The sequence below is a fragment of the Winogradskyella eximia genome, assembly GCF_003386165.1.
Taxonomy (GTDB): Bacteria; Bacteroidota; Bacteroidia; order Flavobacteriales; family Flavobacteriaceae; genus Winogradskyella; species Winogradskyella eximia.
This window is the reverse complement of record NZ_QRDV01000001.1, coordinates 307901-328807: the sequence shown is the minus strand read 5'-3', so window position 1 is coordinate 328807 and position 20907 is coordinate 307901. Positions and strand designations below refer to the sequence as shown.

Genomic DNA, 20907 nt, shown 5'->3' with positions numbered 1-20907 from the left:
TGTAATTAATTAAAACCGTTTAATACGCTTTAAAGAGGAAAGAATTAGACACAAAAAAAAAGCACCCACTATCAGGATGCTAAATTCTAACAAGTTGAAAGGATACTGCTTCTTACCAAGTCAATGTGAAGATGTTCCTTGCAAATGTTTACACTTCAAAATTAAAACAAACGTATCCGTTAGATGTTAAGTACTGATTTTATCTGTGTTAAGGTTATGTTGCTAACTCCCATTATATTTTAAATTAATAGTAACAGGTTTGCCTTTTATTGTACTTTTATAATTCAATAAACCAAGACCAAAATTCATCGGTTATAACATATTATAAAAAAATAAAAATGAGAATAAGTTTAGTACTCTGCTTAATTTTAACTTTAATATCATGTAAAAATGATTCGAAACAAAATGTAAAAACACTACCTGAACAAGTCGTAGAGGCAGATCATTTAAAGTTTAAAAATAAAGGTCACGAATTAGTTTACAAAATGACTCAGAAAGTTGGAGATTATAGTCAGCTTGCTAATAAAAAAGATGTTGTATATACATACACTTACCAAACACCAGATGGCAAAACAGATGTTTCAAATGAGAAGTACATGTTTAATGGCGAATTATCTTATGGAAAATACACAAAGCACGAACGCACACTAGCTCATCTAAAAGGAGTTATTGAACAGGGTTACGACGGTAACGAATTTTGGTTAAAACATAATGGTAAAATTGTGACAGATTCCTCTTCACTAAAAAAAGTAGCTTTTAACAGACCTACAAATTATTATTGGTTTACTATGATGCAAAAATTGTTAGATCCTGGATTACAATACCAATATCTTCAAGAAAAAACCATAGATAGTATCACCTATGATATTGTTAAAGTTACATTTGAGTCTAAGAATAATGAACCAAAGGACATTTATCAATTATATATTAATTCAGATACCCATTTAGTGGATCAGTTTCTCTTTACCGTTATGGATTTTGGAAGAACAGAACCAATGCTAATGGAAATGAAATACGAAAACATAGAAGGGATTTTAATACCTACCAAACGAAGATATAAGAGTTCTAATTGGGAGGCAGACGTAAGTAATGATCCTTGGATACTAGTCGATTGGTCAGATATTAAATTTAACAATAACTTGGGTAGAGCTGATTTTAAACAATAAAGCAAACCTTAAAACAGCAGATAAAACGGATTAAATTAATTTATTTAACACTGCTCTAAACCAAAATATGAAGCAACTGCTCAGTTACATCTATCCTGTTACAAAAAAGATTACCTCTAAGTACAGTGGAGAATTAGAAATAACTTGGTACAACGGCAAAAAACATCTTAATTCCCAAAATGCGAATTATAGTTACGGTTCCTTGCAACGAATTTTAAAATTTGGATTAGAGAAAATTGAACTCTCCAAAATAAATTCCATACTCATTTTAGGAATGGGAGGCGGAAGTGTGATTAAAACACTTAGAAATGATTTTAACTATACCAATGCTATTGAAGCTGTAGAATTAGATCCTGTAATTATTGAAATAGCTAAAACAGAATTTGATATTTCAGAAAACCAACAGCTTAAAATACACTGTACTGACGCTTATCAATTTGCAGAGAAAAACAAAAAGCAATTCGATCTTATAATTATTGATCTTTATATAGATCTTAGTGTGCCAGATAAATTTCTCAGTACCACATTTTGGAATTATATTTTAAACTCAAAATCATCAAAAGGTACCATTCTTTTTAATGCCTCAGTAAAAGACTCTAACCAAGAAAAAATTAAAACCTTAATTGACTATTTAAAATCAAAAGTCTTCGAAGTTGCCGTTTATAACAAAGTTAATAACACCAATACTGTTATCATTGCTAGCGGTTTATAAGATTTTAATTATCTTGTAAGAACTAAAAGTTAGACTATGCGCAAAAAATGTCCAGAATGTGGTGATGTAATCATTGGCAGAATTGATAAAAAATACTGCAGCGATGGCTGTAGAAATGCGCAGAATAATCGCATTAATAAAGATGCCAAAAACTTAATTAGAAATACTAATAATCGATTACGAAAAAACTATAGAATTCTAGAAGCACTAAATCCTAACAAAAAGATGAAATGCTCTAGAGCCAAACTCATAGAAAAAGGATTTGATTTTAACTACTTCACAAGTATTTACACCACAAAAGCTGGCACAGTTTACTACTTTGTATATGACCAAGGTTATTTACCACTCGAAGGAGAATATTATGCATTAGTAAAACGTGATGATTAATGAATAGCAGTATTATTACCCTTCAGAATTCTAATTACTTATTTCCTGTTTTAATTATATTCGCTCTTGTCATAGGACTTGCAATTAGCTATTATTTTAGTACTAAAAATATAATTCTAAGAACTTTACAAAAATCACCACATAAGTCTATTAATAAAATTAGAGAAAATGATTATGCTAAGATAATTGGCAAAGCCAAATATGTTCACCAACCTTTAATAGCTCCACTTAGCGGAAGACCTTGCGTTTACTACCATGTTAAAATTGAAAAAAAAGTAAAAAATAGCTGGTCAACCTATGTTGAGGATAAAAAAATTCAAGATTTCTTTATTGAATCTGGGAATGAATTAGCCTTTATTAACACAACACAAGCTAATAAATTCAGCCAAATGTATTTAGTTAAAGATCATAAGGTACAAAGTGGATTCTTAAACGACCCTTCTTTAAAATTAGAGAATTACCTTAAAACTTTAGGTAAATCAAGTACAAGTTTACTAGGCTTTAATAAAACACTGAGATATAATGAAGGAGTTATTGAGTTAGATGAAAAAATTGCAATTAAAGGTATTGCAAAATGGAAAAGTTTAAGTGAACCTATTGAAGGTTATTCTTATTCTAAAATATTGCACATATACGGAAGTGAAACGCAAAAATTCATTATCACGGATTTACCAGAAGTAACTCAGAAAAGCAGAAACACCTAACCTTTAGTTGTACTATTCCAATTTTCTCCTTTAAGCTGTAAAGCTGCTTTTAAAATGTCTTTTTGGCTAATTTGCCCAACCAGTTTTCCATTTTCTACAATAGGAAAACGTCTTCTTTTAGATTGCAAAAACTTATTCGCAGCATCAAAAACATCCATATTACCGTCAATGGTTTCTACATTTGTTGCCATGCGTTTTTCAACATTATCATGCTCTAAAGGCATATTATAATATCTACTTTCACTTAGTTGCTTAAGACAATCTCCTTCAGAAATAATACCAACTAGTTCTCGGTTATTATTAACAACAGGTCCACCAGATATTTTATTCTTTATTAAAGACTCAACAACCTCTTGCACAGATTGATCTGGTCTAAACGTTATGAGGTTAGTAGTCATATAATCTCTCACTTTTAAAGCAATAGGCTCTGAAGTATTTTGCTGCTTACGAGCTCCTTGAAAACTTTTTATTGGCATAACGATTAATTTAGAGTGAATACTAAAGTTACTGAAAATTAATTGGTTAACCAAATTGAAAATCTAAAGGGTTAATATTTCGTATTTTTGTCTCTCATTTTATCCCTTAATATTGAAAACACAAATTAGCATTATAGGTTGCGGATGGCTTGGTCTACCTTTAGCCAAAACATGTATTGAAGAAGGAATTACGATTAACGGTTCTACCACATCTAAAGATAAGTTAGAGGATTTAAAAGGGTTTAAAATTAAACCGTTTTTAATCACTTTAAATTCATCTGGAATTTCTGGTAATTATTCTGAATTTTTAACAGGCAGTGAAACTGTAATCATCAATATTCCACCAGGATTAAGAAGAAACCCAACTAAAAACCATGTCGCAGAAATAAAACATTTAATGTTGGCTATTGAAAAACATGCTATCAAAAATGTATTGTATATAAGTTCTACTTCAGTATTTGAAGACCAAACCGATTTCCCTATTATTACATCAAAAACGCTTCCAAACGGCACGTCTAACATCGCAAAGCAACTTATAGAAATTGAACAAATGCTTCAAGTAAATTCAAATTTTAATACTACAATTCTCAGATTTGGTGGCTTAATAGACGAAAATCGTCATCCTGCGAATTTTTTAGCAGGAAGAGATAATGTTTCAAACCCAAATGCACCTATAAATTTAATTCATAAAACAGATTGTATTTCTATTATAGTTACTATACTTAAAAAACAATTATGGAATGTCTCTATCAATGCTGCCTACCCTAGACATACGTCAAAAAAAGACTACTATTCAAATTGTTGTAAACAAAAAAACTTACCGCTTCCTAGTTTTAATAATTCACAAGAAAGTAAAGGAAAAATAATTGACAGCTCAATATTGGTACAACTTTTGAATTATCGATTTAAGGTAAAACCCTAAAAGTGATTTAAAATTCTTAGTTTTAGCCCATTAATTTTTAAAATAAATAACAAATAATAAACTCAATACAAATGAAGACTATTACAATTGCAATGCTTATGCTATTTTCGGTAAGCCTATTTGCACAATCAAATACAGATTTAAAAACTCACTACGAAGCGTATTATAAGCAGATGAAAAAACAAGGTGATGTACAAGGCATTATTAATGCAATGACACATCTTGAAGTATTAGAACCTTCTGTAGCACGTAGAGACACTATTGCCTACATCTATTTGTCTGAAGGGCAATACATGCAAGCCTTAAACACTATTGGTGTAGAAAAAAATGCTACGGACTCTGATATTAATGTTGAAGTAAAAGCTTTAGCATTAAAAAATCTGAATCAACCAAAAATGGCCTTAGAACATTTTGAAGTGCTTTACAAACGTGATCCAAATGTATATTTAGCTTATGAAATGGCAGACATGAAAATTCAGGTTAACGATTTAGCAGGAGCAAGGCTCAATATCGATTACGCTTTAACTAATGTAAAAGATGATATGAAACGTGCCTTCTACGAAAGACAGCAGCCTTATGAAACCTCTATGAAAGCAGCATTAACGTATCTTAATGGACTTTTAACTTTCTCAGAAAATAAAACAGCGAATATGGATGCTGCCTTAAAATTAATGAATGATGCTTTAGCCATTGATCCTAATTTTAATTTAGCAAGAGTTAGCAGAGAGGCTTTAGAGGCTCAGAAAGCACAGCGTGCTCAAAAAGCTGCCGCTGAAAAAAAAGGATAACTTCTATTTATAACATAAAAAAAAATGCAGCTCATTGAGCTGCATTTTTTTTTATGTATTATTCATGTTGGATTTTATCGTAAAAATCCCGTTCTAACTTTCTATTAATTTGGTAATTTAGATTAGAAAACGCTACAAAAACATCCTTTATTCCTGTTATTTTATCTTTTCTTTCAATATTATCTATCGTTAAATTTTCATTTAATTTTAAAAGAGAGGTCTCTATGATTGCAATTCGAGACATTGTAGGGTTTGTTTTTACTTCCTCTGGTATTTGACTTTTAAATTCATCAATAAACTTTTTCAGGAGTTCTTTATCTCCATTAAAAAACGAAAAATCAGCCTTTTTTAAATAATTAATCTGCATAGCTAGCTCTTGGTACCTCTCCCAAGTAACAATCATTTTTTCGCTTTCAGGACTAAGTGCATAATCCTTATAATCTATATTCTCAATAGTTTTTGCCGTTATCTTAGCATTCTGATTTGTATTTTCAATAGACTCAGTTTGGCTTTCACTGCTTTTGTCATCACCACAGCTTAACACCATAACACAGCACAATAATAAAATGACAGATATAATCTTCATAGGTCTCTTAAATTTGAATTGTAAATATACTTAAACTATCCTTTTTTAATATTTAGTATTTGGCTTTTGAATTTAAGATAGAGAATTCATAAAATTACCCTCTTATTTTTGAAAATTTTAATATCTAATAGTATTAATTCTTATTATTTTTGCCGATAATTTAAATATAGCACATGTCTTCAAAAATATTAATCATTGGTGCCTGTGGGCAAATAGGAACAGAATTAACAACCAAGTTAAGAGAAATCCATGGAGTAGATAATGTTATTGCGAGCGATATCAATACTAGAAAATTAGATCTGGTAAACTCTGGCCCTTTTGTAATTTTAGATGCCAAAAATTTTAATGCTATAAAAGACTGCTGTATCAACCATAAAGTAGACACAATCTATCTTATGGCTGCTTTATTAAGTGCCACTGGCGAAAAATACCCAATGGAAGCGTGGGATTTAAACATGAACTCACTTTTTCATGTCCTTAATTTAGCTAAAGGAGGACAAATAAAGAAAGTATTTTGGCCAAGCAGTATTGCTGTTTTTGGACCAACCACACCTAGAGAAAACACACCTCAACATACTATTTGCGAACCAACAACCGTGTACGGTATTACAAAACAAGTGGGTGAGCGTTGGTGTGAATATTACCACGATAAATATGGTGTAGATGTAAGAAGTATACGTTATCCAGGTATTATTAGCCATAAAGCTATGCCAGGAGGAGGTACAACAGATTATGCTGTAGAAATTTATCATGAAGCCATAAAAGAAGGAAAATATGAATCTTTTTTATCTGAAAACACCAGCTTACCAATGATGTTTATGGATGATGCTATTAAAGCTACGACACAAATAATGGCTGCTCCTTCTGAAAACTTAAGCATAAGATCATCTTATAATTTATCTGCTATTAGTTTTACTCCAAAAGAAATTGCTGAAAGCATTAAAACTGAAATACCAGAATTTTCTATTACATATAACCCTGATTTTAGACAAGCCATTGCGGATAGCTGGCCATCTTCTATTGACGATAGCGCAGCACGTAAAGACTGGAATTGGTCACACGAATTCAATCTTGAAAAAATGACATCAGAAATGCTGGTGCAATTAAAGAAAAAATATAATTCTTAAAATAGCTTTTTTTAGGACAATAGATGTTAACAATAAAATAAGTTAAAACTACAACCTGTAGCTATAATCATATGCGTTTCATACTAATTTTATGGTATGAATCCCAAATTGAATATAAAAGGTAGAGGCGCTCAAAAAAACACACCAAATCGTTTTTTTGAGTTGTCTCACGAAGTAAGAGACGACTTTTTAGAATACTGCCAAAAAGAAGGAGAACTTGTTAATAAAACAAAGACACAATATCTCAATGTCTTTCCTAAAACCATTGTAAATAAAGTTACCAGTCCAGATGTTGGGATGTCGTATTCTATGAATATGTACCAAGGTTGTGAACATGGTTGTATTTATTGCTATGCTAGAAATTCTCACGAATTTTGGGGTTATAGTGCAGGCTTAGATTTTGAACGTAAAATTTTAGTAAAAAAAGACGCTCCAAAACTTTTAGAAACACTTCTCAAAAAGAAAAGCTGGAAAGCAAAACCAATTGTTATGTCTGGTAATACCGATTGTTACCAACCTGCAGAAAAGCAATTTAAAATTACAAGACAATGTTTAAAGGTGTTTTTAAAGTACAAACATCCTGTAGCAATAATCACTAAAAATGCCTTAATATTAAGAGATCTAGACATCTTAAAAGCACTTGCAAAAGATAATTTAATAGCCGTTAATGTTTCTATAACATCATTATCGGAAGACACAAGACGAATTTTAGAACCCAGAACAACAACGATAAAAAAACGCCTTCTTGTTGTAAAAAAATTAAGCGAAAACGGCATTCCGGTTAATGTGATGTTAGCACCAATAATTCCGTCTATAAATAGTCATGAAATTTTACCAATGGCAAAAGCTGTTTCAGAAGCTGGAGCCTTGAGTATTGCACATACTATTGTAAGATTAAACGGTGCGATTGGAGAAATATTTACTGATTGGATTAAAAAGACCTTACCAGATAGAGCAGATAAAGTATTACACCAAATAGAAAGTTGTCATGGCGGCACTTTAAACGAAAGTAGATATGGAGTTAGAATGCGAGGCGAAGGACAAATTGCCCAACAAATAAATGATTTAGTTCTATTGGCAAGATTAAAATATTTTAAGAATAAAATAATGCCAACACTAAACAGAAGCCTTTATGAACCCAATAAAAACGACCAATTAAAACTCTTTTAAACAACAAAAAAGTGGGCTCTCTACTGCCCACTTTTTTTCTAAATAAATAAACTAATAATATATAAACAACAATTTATATTCTGAAATTTTTGACAAACACTCTGTCGTTAGACTTAATAACAGTAGTATAACTACCCTTAAGAGTTTTGTCTAATTTGTACACACGGTTTAAAACATCTTCACCGTCTATAGTTTCTGTATAAATGAGCTCTCCTTCATAAAAAAGTTCTACATCCATTTTCTCACCATCTAATGCTAGTTTTGAAATTAAAACACTATTATTTTCATTTCTAACTACAGGCTTAAAAATTGTTTTTCTGTTAGCATCAGTAACAAAAACTATATTATTTTTAACCTCAATTGTACTAATATCAATTCTAAACCCATTAGTAACTTCAACATCATACTTACCATTTTTTAATTGTGTAAAATCAAAGAGTGTGGTAAGATTACCGCTATAATTTATTTCTCCACTATAGATAACTTCTCCAAAAGCATCAGATACAGAAATATGGTTTCCTTTTGTTACATAGTTAAAAGTTGGTGTTACTTCTAACATTTCGTTTGCGAAGCTTGTAAATGTTCCTAACATTACAGCTAATACTAAAAAGTTTTTAAATACTGTTCTCATAATAATTTCCTATTAAGTGATTACTGATACAAATGTATAAGGTATTAACGTCTTAGAAAACAAGCATTTTGGCATGTTTGTGTTCTAAATTAACCGAATACAGGTATCTTACAATGAATAAGGTTAAAATAGTGCATATTTTTGGTAATTTTCCATAGATAACAAAAACACAGTTTAGATTGTTCTTTTAATGTCGCCTGAAAATATGAGTCGAATTAAGAAAGAATAAACTGTATTATTAATGTCTTAGAACTTTAAAAGATCTGTTACAAGACTTATTACAATAACTCATAGAGAAGGCTCTATAATAATATCAAAAACCTAAAGATGATTTAAAACGACTAAATTACATCGTAACTAAAAAGGTTTACACCAAACAATCTAGCATATATTAAACTCTTTTAAACAAAAAAAAGTGGGCTCTAACAACCCACTTTTTTAACTAAATAAAAACTAATGTATAAACAATAATCTATAATTTGAAATTCTCAACAAATACACGACCATTAGCTCTAATAATAGCGGTATAGTCTCCTTTAAGTGTGTTATCTAATTGATAAACACGATTTAGAATTTCCTTTCCTTTTACAGTTTCTGTATGGATAAGATCGTTTTCAAAATACAATTCTATATTCATTTCATTTGAATCAATTGCTAATTTTGAAATAATCACCTGAGAATCTTTAGATCTAAATACAGGCTTATAAATTTTCTTGCTTGATAGGTTTGAAAAAGTGACAACATTCTTTTTAACTTCAACAGAATTAATTTCAATTTCAAAATCCTTATTTACTTCAACCGTATAGATTCCATCTTTTAATTGAGAAAAATCATATAATTTTTGAATGCTACCGTCATAATCAACACGTCCACTATAAACAACTTCTCCTGTAGCATCAGATACTGAAATCTGATCTCCTTTACTTACTCTATTAAAAGCGCTTGGCACTTCTGAATTTGTGTTTGCGTAGCCTGTGCATGTTCCTAACATCACTGCTAATACTAAAATATTCTTAAATAATGTTTTCATAATGTTTCATTTTTGGGGTTAAAAACTGATTAAATTAAATTGCTTTTTATTTTTAACAACAATTCTATAGCTCACCAGTTCAATAAAATTAACACTGCAAATATATAGCGGCATTTCATCGTGGAAAACATCATTTTTGCCATATTTATATACACAATTAACCTAATAAACCACGTTAAAGTAGTATTGTGTTAATTTTGTATATAATTTTGGTAATTTCCTATAGATTGTCATTATAAATACCCTTAACTTTGCATATAATTATCTGTTATGAATACAAGAAAACCTACTTTAGAAAAAATAAGTCCTGAATTTGGAAGCTCATTATTAGTGAAGAGACATCAAATGGATGTCTATAAAGGTGAAACAAAACCATTTTGGCATTTTCACCCAGAAATTGAACTAGTATACGTAAATAAAGGACAAGGAAAAAGACACATTGGCAACCATTTGTCTTATTTCAACAATAGTCAATTATTATTAATTGGACCAAATTTACCTCACAATGGTTTTACAGATCGATTAACCATAAACGGCTCAGAAACCTTAATTCAATTTAAACCTGAATTTTTAGGAGATCATTTTTTTGATATTCCAGAAATGGGAAGAATTAACCGATTATTTGAACGCTCTAAAAAAGGCATTCTTTTTGGTGTAAAAACAAAACAGAAGTTAGGTCCTAAAATAGAAAAACTTAACGAAAAAGAAGGCTTTAAAAAGATATTGATTTTATTAGAGGTATTACATGGTTTAGCAAAATCTGAAGATTACACCTTATTAAACGTAGATGGTTTTGCTTTTGAAACCGAACCACAAGATAGCGCTAAGATTGATATTATTTTTAAACACGTTAACCAAAACTTTAAAGAACATATTAGTTTAGATGAGATATCTGATAAAGTAAGTATGACGGTTCCTGCCTTTTGTCGCTACTTTAAAAAAGTAACTGGTAAAACATTTACAAAAATGGTGAATGAATACAGAGTGGTACATGCAACTAAGTTACTTTCGGAAAGTCAGATGAGTATCGCAGACGTTAGTTTTGAATGTGGATTTAATAATTTTTCACATTTTAATAAGCTATTTAAAGAATTCACAGGCAAAAGTGCTTCTAAATATAGAGGTGAACTAAAGTTAATGGTTCAATAATTAATGAGATATTTATGGAAGATAAAATAGAGGTTACAATTGCTTATTACACCAAGAAAGGCCAAGATATTTTAGATGCAGTAAATTCTAGAAACGATTTAACTGCAGATGAACTTATTCATTACGGTGAGGAAATGGCGATAATAGAATATAAATTAACTGCCCTAGAAGTGGCTAATGAGAATTAGTTTCTTTTTTCAACCTCTAATCCGTTTGAGACTGTATTAGGCATATAAATATTAAGTTGAGTTGAAGTATAAAAACACTCATTAGCTCCTTAATATGAAAATTATATTGCAATAACATCTTGTTAATTTCTTTCCAAGAATTATCTTAACTTTATAAAATAATTTGCAATATGAAATACAGCACATTTTTTAAAATTGGAGTTTTTTGCTTAACTATACTCCTATTAGGCTGTGAAAAAGATGAGATTAAATCTCCACAGATTGAATATGTTGATGGAGGTATTGGAACGTCACAAACTTCTGGCGCTATAGAGTTTAATTTTAATATTCCTAATAATTACGCTACAGGAAGAGTTCGTATTGAATTTCCTCAAGCTAATCTTTTAAATGAAGTAAATGGAATTGGTTATAAGCAAATTAGGTTCTCAAGTGTTTATTCAGGAACATATAACTACACTTTTGAATTTTGGGGAATAGAAAATAATAACAGTGAAGGTGAAACAGAAGTCCCTTCTTTAAGTAAATTTTTTATAATTGATGAAACTATTGAAGTTAAAAACGGACAGACATTAATAATCACGCAAGATGTAGATTAATTACAACTCTCCGTTCCATTCTGCAAAAAACTGTTTAAGAAACCCTTGCATATACTTATGGCGTTCTAATGCAATTCGTTTTCCTGTTTTGGTATTCATTTGATCTTTAAGCAACAATAATTTTTCGTAAAAATGATTAATTGTTGGAGCTTCGGAGTTTTTATATTCTGCCTTAGTCATCTTAAGATTAGGCTTAATCTCTGGGTTATAAAGCGGTCGATTTTTGAAACCTCCATAATTAAAACAACGCGCAATACCAACAGCTCCAATAGCATCTAATCTATCTGCATCTTGCACTACTTCCATTTCTTTTGATGTAAATGATGGGTTTAAATCAAAAGAATTCTTAAAGGACATGTTATCTATAATCTGAGTGACATGTTCTATAATTTCACTAGAGACATTTTGTTTCAATAAAAATTCACTTGCAACTCTTGGACCAATAGTCTCATCTCCATTATTAAATTTTGGATCTGCAATATCATGCAATAAAGCCGCTAATGAAACAATAGTTATATCTACCCTTTCGTTTTTAGCGATTAATAATGTGTTATGATAAACGCGTTCAATATGAAACCAATCATGACCACCTTCTGCATTTTTAAGTTTAGATTTTACGAAAATAATGGTATCTTCAATAAGTTTAGAATCAGAAACAGTCATGCAAAATGATTAAGCAGGATCTACCCATTTAAATTGAAATGAACTCTCAGGAATTTTCATGCGCTCAGACAAACGATACATTCTCGGAGGTAACTTCATTAAATAATCACGTGCTTTTTCAGCTTCATCGGTAAGACCTGTAATTTTATCAATTTCCCAACGGTCAATAAGTTTCTGTAAAATATCAACATAATCATTTGAAGTATATACTCCAATACGTTGTGCTGTAAAAGAAAATTCTTCGAAAGCTGTTCCAATACTTTCTCCAGACTCTCTTAAAAAATGTGCAGGCATGGCAATTTTTCGTTTCATCATATCGTAGAATGCCATCATCATCTGGCTTGGATCTACAGCAAAGATACGTTCTACAAACTCAGAATAAGCATGGTGGTGGCGCATTTCATCACCAGAAATAATTTTACACATTTTAGCCAATTGTTTATTGCCTTTTTGCTTAGCAATTTTAGCTACACGATTATGAGAAACATAAGTAGCTAATTCTTGAAAGCTTGTGTATACAAAGTTTTTATAGGGATCTCTACCTGTACCAATATCAAAACCATCGTTAATTAAGTACTGTGTGGTTTTTTCAATCTCACGCATATTAACGCGCCCAGATAAGTACAAGTATTTATTTAAAACATCTCCGTGTCTATTTTCTTCACCTGTCCAATGTCTTAACCATGTAGACCATCCGTTACGCTCTACCTGATCTACACCTTCAACATCCATAAGCCAAGACTCGTAACTAGGTAAAGCCTCTTCAGTAATCATATCTCCTACTAAAACCACCCAAAAATCATAAGGTAATTCTTTAGAGAGTTCTCTAATTTCTCTTACGTCTTCAAAAAATGAATCTTTAGTTGAATCTGGTAAAAAATCAGTAGGTTGCCAAATTTTTTCAACAGGGATTAAATATTTTTCTATAAGTGACTGAACATCTTTTTCGAGATGTTGCATCACTTCTAATCTCACATTTTTTAACGACATCTTGATGGTTATTTTTTATGGGTTATTTCTCAATTCCTTCAACAATAGTTTGCTCAACTTGCTTAATTAATTCGAGTTTATCCGTAAAGTTAATAATTTCTAAGGGCTTATGAACAGTAAATTTCATATGATTTCCTATTCCCATAGGAAATTTTCCGTACCTCAACATTTTCCAAGAATTATTTACAGTTACCGGAACAATGAGTGCTGAAGGCACTTTTTTCAGCAACATCTCTAAACCTTTAGTTTTAAATGGCTTTGGATTTCCGTCTTTACTTCTAGTACCTTCTGGAAAAATTACAGCTGCACGTTTGGTCTTTTCAATATACTCGCCAAATTTTAGCATAGCTGGTAAAGCCTGACGTGGATTTTTTCGGTCTATTAAAACCGAACCTCCATGTCGTAAATTATAAGATACGCTTGGAATTCCTTTTCCTAATTCGGTTTTAGAAACAAACTTTACATGGTGTTTACGCATGTACCACATTATTGGTGAGATATCATACATGCTTTGGTGATTAGACACAATAATTAATGGTCTATCTGTAGAAATATTATAAGGGTTGTAAAATGAGATTCTTGTACCTAATAAATTAAGGCAACGCATAATAAAAAATTGCAATGCATCTACTGCTTTTTTGAGACCAATATAACCAAAGACTTTGTGGCAAAACCATTGTATAGGGTGAAAAACACACAAGGTTAACAGAAAGCAGACCGCAAATAAAGCTGTAAGAGGATAAGCTAATAGTTTTCTCATAATGCAAAAATATGAAATGTAACGAAGAAAAAAACTGTCATTTTAAACGAAATTGAAACAAAGTGTTTCAGTACCATTTAAAATGACAGCTACTAATATTTAAATAAAAAGTTCAGTCTTAAGACATCACACTTTTTAGCAATACTCATTATAAGCATCCATAAGGTTTTCAGCAATTAATTCTGCTGGACGACCTTCAATATGGTGACGCTCTAACATGTGTACTAATTCTCCATCTTTAAACAAAGCCATACATGGTGAGCTTGGAGGAAAAGGAACCATATGCGCTCTAGCTGCATCTACAGCCTCTTTATCTACACCTGCAAAAACAGTAACGATATGATCTGGTCGTTTTGCATTTTGTAAACTCGTTCTTGCTCCTGGTCTAGCATTGGCAGCTGCACAACCACAAACAGAATTTACAACAACTAGTGTTGTACCTTCTTTTGCAATGGCTTTATCTACAGCCTCTGATGTATGTAATTCTTCAAAACCTACTTTGGTTAAATCCTCACGCATTGGTTTTACTAATTCTGCTGGGTACATATTTTTTAATTTTAATTAATCTTAATTTGAATTGCAAAGATACTGAAAAATAGTAGGTAGTACACAGTCTTAAGTTGGGAGTTTAAATGATGCTATTTTTGTTTTCAATAGTATTTATTATAACTAAAAAGATTAACGGATAAACGTGAGTAAGAAACCGTCTGCCACAATACCTTCATCGATTACAAGTTGTGATGATGCCAAGGTTGTAACTCTATAGCTAACCGTATTAATAACTACAGACATTTCACCATTGGTTTCCGTAAAAATCTCATAATCGTAAGTGCCAGTTGGAAATCCGTCATAAATAACATTTACTGTGTTATTATTAGTAACTGTTAACTCTAAATTATCTTGGTTAAAATCCCAAATTATCAGACCTGTTTCAAAATCATCGTCAATTCCGGCTAAACCACCAGTAACATTCACTAAAGACCAAGAACCATCGAGTGTTGGATCGGAGTTTTGCTGCGTATCATCATCGCTGTTGCAGCTTAATGTGGACAGCATTAATACTAAAATGAAAAAAGTAGTTTTCATAATTTATGGTATATATATTTCAAACGTTAATAACAGGCCATCAAGCGGAATTCCGTTATCTAAAGTTAATTCAGAATTTATGTATTCTAATCGACCTAAATTATAATCTTCGTTAACAATAAGATATTCTAAACCATCAATTATAGTCATTGTATAACTGTATGAGCCTGTTTCTAAACCATCATAAACATCATCATTAGTGTTATTATTAATTACAGTTAAGGTATTAGAGCTATCATTAAAAGTCCAAAGTACCGTGCCTATATTAAAATTAACATTCGTTCCTGCTAATCCTCCGACAATACTTTTTAAACTCCATGGCACATTAATTGCGTCTTCATTTCCTAAATTATCGTCTGTTCGACTACAGCTCGACAATAATAAAACGAAACAAATTAGTGGAATAAACAGATTGATTTTCATAATATTATAGTATTGGTTATATCTATAAGATGAATTTTCTATAAAAGGTTGCACATGAATCGTAACAATTTACATTTTCATCCCACTAACATATAGTATATTTGAATTTTATAAAACAAAAAATATGAGTTTTGCAAAATGGATAGGTGGTGCTTTAGGTTGGTCTTTTGGAGGTCCAATAGGTGCTATTATTGGATTAGCTATTGGCAGTTTTGTTGATAATTTATCAGAAAAAGGCACACCACTTTTAGGTGATCGCCGAACAGGACAACAGCGCGACACCTATAAAACAAGGCCAAAGTATGGTAAGCAAACATCAAAACCTCAAACGCAATCTGGAGATTTTGAAGTGAGTTTATTAATTTTAGCTTCTATTGTAATCAAAGCAGATGGTAAACAAGATCAACGCGAATTAGATTTTGTGCGTCAACAATTTACCAATATGTATGGTAAAGACAGAGCCAATAAGGCTTTTGAATTATTTAAGCGCATTACTAAGCAAAATATTTCTACACGTCAAGTTTGTTTACAGATTAAGCAAATGATGGATCATGCATCTCGCTTACAACTGCTTCATTTTTTATTCGGGATTGCAAAAGCAGATGGCTTAGTTACTGAAGACGAATTAAGACAAATTTTTACCATAACGGGTTATTTAGGAATTAGCAACAGAGATTACGAAAGCATAAAAGCAATGTTTTATAACAGTAGTGATAATGCTTACAAAATCTTAGAAATAGATAAATCAGCACCAGATGCTGACGTTAAAAAAGCATATAGAACAATGGCTAAAAAATACCATCCAGATCGTGTTGGTCATTTAGGTAAAGAACATCAAGAGGGTGCCGAAGCTAAGTTTAGACAAGTGCAAGAAGCTTATGAGCACATACAGAAAGAGCGTGGGTTTAAATAAATCTTAAGCTCCCATATATGTGTTTAGCCCATAATTGACAAATTTGAAATTATAGAAGTTTACTTTTTCCTTTCTTTTTCCCTTTTTTCAATATATTTAAAGTAGAGTTGCGTTTTATACTTATTAAATATAAAAACGCATAGGACAATAAATCCTACAATGATTAATCCGTTTTTACCGGTTAGATAATTTAATATATTCATGATTATTTAAAAATATTAGGCTTAGTCGATATAGAAACTAAAGCTTTCATATTATTTTGAAATGGTAATAACAGTAAGAAAATCACCCTCTAAATAAAAAGAAATCTGCTTTCATGTCTTCAATCTGAGCATCCTCATTCGTCATAATATAGTCTATTGCTTTAGACGTAAATTCATCTCCTTTTTGAGTTAAAGAAACAATGTTATTTTCAATGAGAATCATGTTATTTTTCTGCGCTAAATCCAATACGCTTTTAGCACGAATTTTTTGCCAATTAATATGTTCGTAAAGGTGGTTTACGTGACGCTCTTCAATTTCATCATGATTTTTTAGATGTAATAAAAACGTTAACAAGGAAACCTCTGTTTGCTGTTGTTTTTCTCTATACATTACCGCTATGATACCTTTTGTTGGAGCAAATAAATACACCAATAAAAACACCAAACCAAGAACGGTTGTTATTGAGCCAGCAATAGAAGCATCTAGCCAATGCGCAACCCAATAACCGAAAATGGCACTAAAGATGCCAAAACTGATAGCTAATGCTAACATTTTCTTTAAATCAGTAGTTAGTAAATAGGCTGAAGCGGCTGGCGCAATCATAAGTGCAACAACTAGTATTGCTCCAACAGCATCAAATGCTCCAACAGTTGTTATTGAGGACACTGACATTAACCCGTAGTGAATAACAGCTGGTGAAAATCCTAAAGAAGCAGCTAAGCCTTTATCAAACGTACTAACTTTTAATTCCTTAAAAAATAAGATTAACAATGTAATTGTAACGAGCAAGATAGACCCAACTACCCAAAGTGATTTTGGTCCAACATCTGTGCCTCCTATTAATAATCTATCAAATGGTGCAAAAGCCAATTCACCCAACAAAACCGCATCGACATCTAAGTGAATATCATTTGCATTTTTAGCAATAAGAATTACTCCGATACTAAACAACGCAGGAAACACCAAACCAATGGCTGTATCTTCTTTTACTAAGCCCGTTTTTTGAATGTACTCCACAAGAACCACGGTAATAATTCCTGTTAATGCAGCTAAAAGAATGAGAACAGGAGAATTTAAATCTTGTGTTATGAAAAATCCTATAACAATTCCTGGTAATATAGCGTGACTAATAGCATCGCTAATCATTGCCATTTTTCTAAGCACTAAAAATGTTCCTGGTATGGCGCAAGCAACCGCAACGATACTTGCAATAAGCTGTATTTCTAATTGTGCGCTATTCATTGATTTCGTTTTGCTGATTATATAAATTAGAAGCTGTTTTAAAACCGTCTTGTGTTAAACTCCACATTTTTCCGTTAAGTTCTACATAGCCTTTGTCAACCAATTTTGAAAGTGTATTTTTTGTATACCCTTGAAAATTGTTTAATATTTTTATGGTGTGTGGATGCGAAATGTTTTCGTGAGTTTCTGCAATGTGATACATAAATGCTAGGGTTTTATGCAATTCTAAATCACGTCTATTTTTTATAACTCTAATTTGCTTGAATAATAAACCTCGACTCGGTGAAAATATAAATGAAAAACCTACAAATACACTTGCTACAAGTACAATAACAGGTCCTGTAGATAAATTATTTTGACTTGCACTTATTGCAGTACCAAAGACGCCTGAGAAAGCTCCAAATATCGCTGCTAAAAATACCATTGTCGCTAAACTATTTGTCCATTGTCTGGCAGCAGCAGCAGGTGCTAAAAGCATAGCACTCATTAAAACAACACCTACAGTTTGTAAGCCTAAAACAATAGCTATGACTATAAAAACGGTAATCAGAACATCTATAGTTCTGGTATTAAAGCCAAGTGTTTTTGTATAATCGGCATCAAAAAGTAAGATTTTAAATTCTTTCCAGAAAGTGAGCATTACTATTAAGCAAAGTCCTGTAACGATAGCCATCATCCAAACATCACTTTCTACTAAAGTTGCTGCTTGCCCAAAAAGATATTTATCTAAACCTGCTTGGTTTGCATTGGGTTGTTTTTGAATAAATGTGAGTAGTAACATTCCGAAACCAAAAAATACGGATAAAATAAGTCCTAAAGCGGTATCCGATTTTAAGTGGGTTTTAGTTACAATACTTTTAATCCAAAAGGTTCCTATGAGTCCACTAACAAGTGCTCCTACTAAAAGTGTATTGGTGTCTTTTGCACCTGTTATTAAGAAAGCAATTGCAATACCTGGTAATGCAGCATGCGAAATAGCATCTCCCAATAAACTTTGTTTTCTAAGTACAGCAAAACTTCCTAACATTCCTGTTATGGCACCTAAAATTGCCGTTCCCAACGTAATGGTTCTAAGGGTGTAGTCTGTGAAAACTAATTCTATGTATTTTGTTATGTCCAAAACTTTCTGTGAAAGCAGGAATATCATCCTACTTTATCATGTTTTAATTTCTATTTATAAGATTCTTGCTTTCGCAAGATTGATAGCTATTCTTGTATACTCACTTTATAATTAATACCATAAGTCTTCGTTAAGTTGTCATCATTAAAGATATCTTTTACTGGACCTGTGGCAATCTTCTTCACGTTTAAAAAAGTTACCCAATCAAAATATTCAGGTACGGTTTGTAAATCGTGATGCACTACAATGACTGTTTTTCCTGCTTTTCGCAATTCTTTTAAGATATTAATAATTGCTATTTCAGTTGTTGCATCGACACCTTGAAACGGTTCATCCATAAAATAGATAGATGCATTTTGTACTAAGGCTCGTGCTAAGAAAATACGCTGTTGTTGTCCACCTGAAAGTTGACTAATTTGACGTCCCTGAAAAGCTAACATGCCTACTTTCTCTAAAGCTTCGAGAGCTGCTTTTTTTTCTTTTTGACCAGGACGTTTTATCCAGCCCAAACTTCCGTAAGTTCCCATCATTACCACATCTAATGCTGTGGTGGGAAAATCCCAATCTACACTACCTTTTTGAGGAACGTAAGCGACAAGTTTACGTTGTTTCTCATAAGATTTTCCGTAGATCGTTACACTTCCTGCAATTGGCTTTAAAATTCCTAATATCGATTTTATAAGTGTGGATTTCCCTGCTCCATTTGGTCCTACAATAGCCATTAAAACGCCTTCAGGAATCTCTAAATCAATATCCCAAAGTACTGGTTTGTAATTATAGGCTACGGTTAAATCATCAACTTTTACTGCAATTGTTCCTGCTCCGGTAGGAGTCTCATCACTAAGACTACTATGTTTTATATTTTCCTTTGATTCTTTTTTCATTTTAGAATTAAACTAAATTCATGAGATTCCTGCCTTCGCAAGAATTTTATTTCAGAGCATTAACAATTGTATTCACATTATATTCAAACATACCAATGTAGGTACCTTCAAGTGTTCCAGCATTTCCAAGGGCATCAGAATATAGTGTGCCTCCAATTTTCACATCATGTCCTTTAGAATTTACAGAAGCTTGTAAAGCTTCAATAGTACGTTTTGGTACTGAGCTCTCTATAAATATGGCTTTGATTTGTTTTTCTATAATAAAGGTAGCTAATTTTTGAACATCTTGAACACCTGCTTCAGTAGCTGTAGATATGCCTTGTAAGCCGACAACCTCAAATCCGTAAGCTTTTCCAAAATAATTAAAAGCATCATGCGCAGTCACTAAGATCCTTTTTTCCACTGGAAGTGTTGCTATAGTTTGCTTAATGTTATTTTGAAGCGCTTCTAGTTTTAGGATATAAGCATTTTTATTGGCTTCGTATTTTTCTGCATTTTTTGGATCTTTTTCAGATAATACTGCCGCGACTTTTTTTGCAAATTGTTCAAAATAATTAATATCGAACCAAACATGAGGATCGTAATTTGAAGCAAAATACTCAGAACCTATAAGCGTGTTTTTATCGAGTGCATCTGCAAGTGCAATGGTGGTTTTGTTAGAACTCTCCATTTTTTCAAGTACCTCTACTAGTTTTCCTTCTAAATGTAATCCACTGTAGAAAATAATATCTGCATTCACTAATTTAGAAACATCGCCTTCGCTAGCTTTATAAAGGTGTGGATCTACTCCAGACCCCATTAAGCCTTGTGTGTTTACCATATCTGATCCAATATTCTGTACTAAATCGGTAAGCATAGTTGTAGTGGTAACTATATTTAACTTCCCGTTATCTTTAGTAGCATCCTTACAAGCTGTAAAAATGAGCGTGATAGCTAATAGGAAAATTATTTTTTTCATGTATCTAAATATTTATTACGAAGGTACTAAAA

At 31.7% G+C, this 20907-nt stretch carries 26 protein-coding genes; 12 read left to right on the top strand and 14 right to left on the bottom strand.

The genetic code is table 11. The annotated features are described in order from the left end of the window. Nucleotides 1-338 precede the first annotated feature (338 nt). The 4 genes from DFQ10_RS01435 (at nucleotide 339) to DFQ10_RS01420 (ending at nucleotide 2969) form a co-directional block, all read left to right on the top strand. A complete protein-coding gene (locus DFQ10_RS01435; RefSeq protein WP_115815649.1) occupies nucleotides 339-1166 on the top strand; it encodes a hypothetical protein in 828 nt (275 codons plus the stop codon). A gap of 67 nt (nucleotides 1167-1233) precedes the next feature. Then, nucleotides 1234-1878 (top strand): spermidine synthase, encoded by a 645-nt coding sequence (locus tag DFQ10_RS01430; protein ID WP_115815648.1) that lies wholly within the window; start codon nucleotides 1234-1236, stop codon nucleotides 1876-1878. A gap of 36 nt (nucleotides 1879-1914) precedes the next feature. Beyond that, nucleotides 1915-2265: a hypothetical protein gene (locus DFQ10_RS01425; RefSeq protein ID WP_115815647.1), complete on the top strand. Its 351-nt coding sequence runs from the start codon at nucleotides 1915-1917 to the stop codon at nucleotides 2263-2265. Beyond that, complete coding sequence (locus DFQ10_RS01420; RefSeq protein ID WP_115815646.1) at nucleotides 2265-2969, top strand: hypothetical protein; 705 nt, start codon at nucleotides 2265-2267, stop codon at nucleotides 2967-2969. Before DFQ10_RS01425 ends, DFQ10_RS01420 begins: the two co-directional genes overlap by 1 nt. Here the strand turns inward: DFQ10_RS01420 and DFQ10_RS01415 are convergent. Beyond that, complete coding sequence (locus DFQ10_RS01415) at nucleotides 2966-3445, bottom strand: CBS domain-containing protein (RefSeq protein ID WP_115815645.1); 480 nt, start codon at nucleotides 3443-3445, stop codon at nucleotides 2966-2968. The two genes, DFQ10_RS01420 and DFQ10_RS01415, sit on opposite strands and share 4 nt — an antisense overlap. 112 nt (nucleotides 3446-3557) lie before the next feature. Between DFQ10_RS01415 and DFQ10_RS01410 the strand changes: the two genes are divergently transcribed. Further along, nucleotides 3558-4367, top strand: coding sequence for an NAD(P)H-binding protein (locus DFQ10_RS01410; RefSeq protein ID WP_245940584.1), 810 nt, complete (start codon nucleotides 3558-3560; stop codon nucleotides 4365-4367). Between the two features lie 71 nt (nucleotides 4368-4438). Continuing rightward, nucleotides 4439-5155 (top strand): hypothetical protein, encoded by a 717-nt coding sequence (locus tag DFQ10_RS01405; RefSeq protein ID WP_115815643.1) that lies wholly within the window; start codon nucleotides 4439-4441, stop codon nucleotides 5153-5155. 58 nt (nucleotides 5156-5213) lie between these two features. Here the strand turns inward: DFQ10_RS01405 and DFQ10_RS01400 are convergent, their stop codons facing one another. Next, nucleotides 5214-5741, bottom strand: a complete 528-nt coding sequence (locus DFQ10_RS01400; RefSeq protein ID WP_147299160.1) for a hypothetical protein — start codon at nucleotides 5739-5741, stop codon at nucleotides 5214-5216. Nucleotides 5742-5914: 173 nt separating this feature from the next. On the opposite strand from DFQ10_RS01400, the gene DFQ10_RS01395 reads away from it, so the two are divergent. Further along, nucleotides 5915-6868 carry an NAD-dependent epimerase/dehydratase family protein gene (locus DFQ10_RS01395; protein WP_115815641.1) on the top strand — a complete coding sequence of 318 codons (954 nt, stop codon included), beginning with the start codon at nucleotides 5915-5917 and terminating at the stop codon, nucleotides 6866-6868. 96 nt (nucleotides 6869-6964) lie between these two features. Beyond that, entirely contained in the window at nucleotides 6965-8038 is a 1074-nt protein-coding gene (locus DFQ10_RS01390; RefSeq protein WP_115815640.1) for a PA0069 family radical SAM protein, read from the top strand. 73 nt (nucleotides 8039-8111) lie between these two features. Here DFQ10_RS01390 and DFQ10_RS01385 read toward each other — a convergent pair whose 3' ends face one another. Continuing rightward, entirely contained in the window at nucleotides 8112-8669 is a 558-nt protein-coding gene (locus tag DFQ10_RS01385) for a hypothetical protein (protein WP_115815639.1), read from the bottom strand. Nucleotides 8670-9141: 472 nt separating this feature from the next. Further along, nucleotides 9142-9699 (bottom strand): hypothetical protein, encoded by a 558-nt coding sequence (locus DFQ10_RS01380; RefSeq protein ID WP_115815638.1) that lies wholly within the window; start codon nucleotides 9697-9699, stop codon nucleotides 9142-9144. Between the two features lie 270 nt (nucleotides 9700-9969). Here DFQ10_RS01380 and DFQ10_RS01375 point away from each other — a divergent pair, with 270 nt between their 5' ends. From DFQ10_RS01375 to DFQ10_RS01370, 3 genes are all read left to right on the top strand, one after another. Next, entirely contained in the window at nucleotides 9970-10848 is an 879-nt protein-coding gene (locus tag DFQ10_RS01375; RefSeq protein WP_115815637.1) for an AraC family transcriptional regulator, read from the top strand. A 14-nt stretch (nucleotides 10849-10862) separates the two neighbouring features. Next, nucleotides 10863-11036 (top strand): hypothetical protein, encoded by a 174-nt coding sequence (locus DFQ10_RS18475; protein WP_181897551.1) that lies wholly within the window; start codon nucleotides 10863-10865, stop codon nucleotides 11034-11036. A gap of 170 nt (nucleotides 11037-11206) precedes the next feature. Next, complete coding sequence (locus tag DFQ10_RS01370; RefSeq protein ID WP_115815636.1) at nucleotides 11207-11632, top strand: hypothetical protein; 426 nt, start codon at nucleotides 11207-11209, stop codon at nucleotides 11630-11632. Here the strand turns inward: DFQ10_RS01370 and DFQ10_RS01365 are convergent, their stop codons facing one another. From DFQ10_RS01365 to DFQ10_RS01340, 6 genes are all read right to left on the bottom strand, one after another. Then, the gene (locus DFQ10_RS01365) at nucleotides 11633-12295 is read right to left on the bottom strand and encodes an HD domain-containing protein (protein ID WP_115815635.1); all 663 of its coding nucleotides are present in this window, start codon (nucleotides 12293-12295) and stop codon (nucleotides 11633-11635) included. A 9-nt stretch (nucleotides 12296-12304) separates the two neighbouring features. Further along, nucleotides 12305-13285 (bottom strand): acyl-ACP desaturase, encoded by a 981-nt coding sequence (locus DFQ10_RS01360; RefSeq protein ID WP_115815634.1) that lies wholly within the window; start codon nucleotides 13283-13285, stop codon nucleotides 12305-12307. Between the two features lie 22 nt (nucleotides 13286-13307). Next, nucleotides 13308-14045, bottom strand: coding sequence for a lysophospholipid acyltransferase family protein (locus tag DFQ10_RS01355; protein ID WP_115815633.1), 738 nt, complete (start codon nucleotides 14043-14045; stop codon nucleotides 13308-13310). Between the two features lie 135 nt (nucleotides 14046-14180). Continuing rightward, entirely contained in the window at nucleotides 14181-14591 is a 411-nt protein-coding gene (locus tag DFQ10_RS01350; protein WP_115815632.1) for a BrxA/BrxB family bacilliredoxin, read from the bottom strand. 132 nt (nucleotides 14592-14723) lie between these two features. Beyond that, entirely contained in the window at nucleotides 14724-15131 is a 408-nt protein-coding gene (locus tag DFQ10_RS01345; RefSeq protein ID WP_115815631.1) for a hypothetical protein, read from the bottom strand. A gap of 3 nt (nucleotides 15132-15134) precedes the next feature. After that, nucleotides 15135-15554 (bottom strand): hypothetical protein, encoded by a 420-nt coding sequence (locus DFQ10_RS01340; protein WP_147299159.1) that lies wholly within the window; start codon nucleotides 15552-15554, stop codon nucleotides 15135-15137. A gap of 124 nt (nucleotides 15555-15678) precedes the next feature. Between DFQ10_RS01340 and DFQ10_RS01335 the strand changes: the two genes are divergently transcribed. After that, nucleotides 15679-16467, top strand: coding sequence for a TerB family tellurite resistance protein (locus DFQ10_RS01335; RefSeq protein ID WP_115815629.1), 789 nt, complete (start codon nucleotides 15679-15681; stop codon nucleotides 16465-16467). A gap of 285 nt (nucleotides 16468-16752) precedes the next feature. On the opposite strand, the gene DFQ10_RS01330 is transcribed toward DFQ10_RS01335, so the two are convergent. The 4 genes from DFQ10_RS01330 to DFQ10_RS01315 all read right to left on the bottom strand — a co-directional run bounded on the left by DFQ10_RS01330 (nucleotide 16753) and on the right by DFQ10_RS01315 (nucleotide 20875). After that, complete coding sequence (locus DFQ10_RS01330) at nucleotides 16753-17913, bottom strand: metal ABC transporter permease (protein ID WP_115815628.1); 1161 nt, start codon at nucleotides 17911-17913, stop codon at nucleotides 16753-16755. Then, nucleotides 17906-19033, bottom strand: coding sequence for a metal ABC transporter permease (locus DFQ10_RS01325; protein ID WP_115815627.1), 1128 nt, complete (start codon nucleotides 19031-19033; stop codon nucleotides 17906-17908). Before DFQ10_RS01325 ends, DFQ10_RS01330 begins: the two co-directional genes overlap by 8 nt. Before the next feature lie 86 nt (nucleotides 19034-19119). Continuing rightward, complete coding sequence (locus tag DFQ10_RS01320; RefSeq protein WP_245940581.1) at nucleotides 19120-19917, bottom strand: metal ABC transporter ATP-binding protein; 798 nt, start codon at nucleotides 19915-19917, stop codon at nucleotides 19120-19122. Between the two features lie 46 nt (nucleotides 19918-19963). Then, entirely contained in the window at nucleotides 19964-20875 is a 912-nt protein-coding gene (locus tag DFQ10_RS01315) for a metal ABC transporter solute-binding protein, Zn/Mn family (RefSeq protein WP_115815626.1), read from the bottom strand. Nucleotides 20876-20907 lie beyond the last annotated feature (32 nt).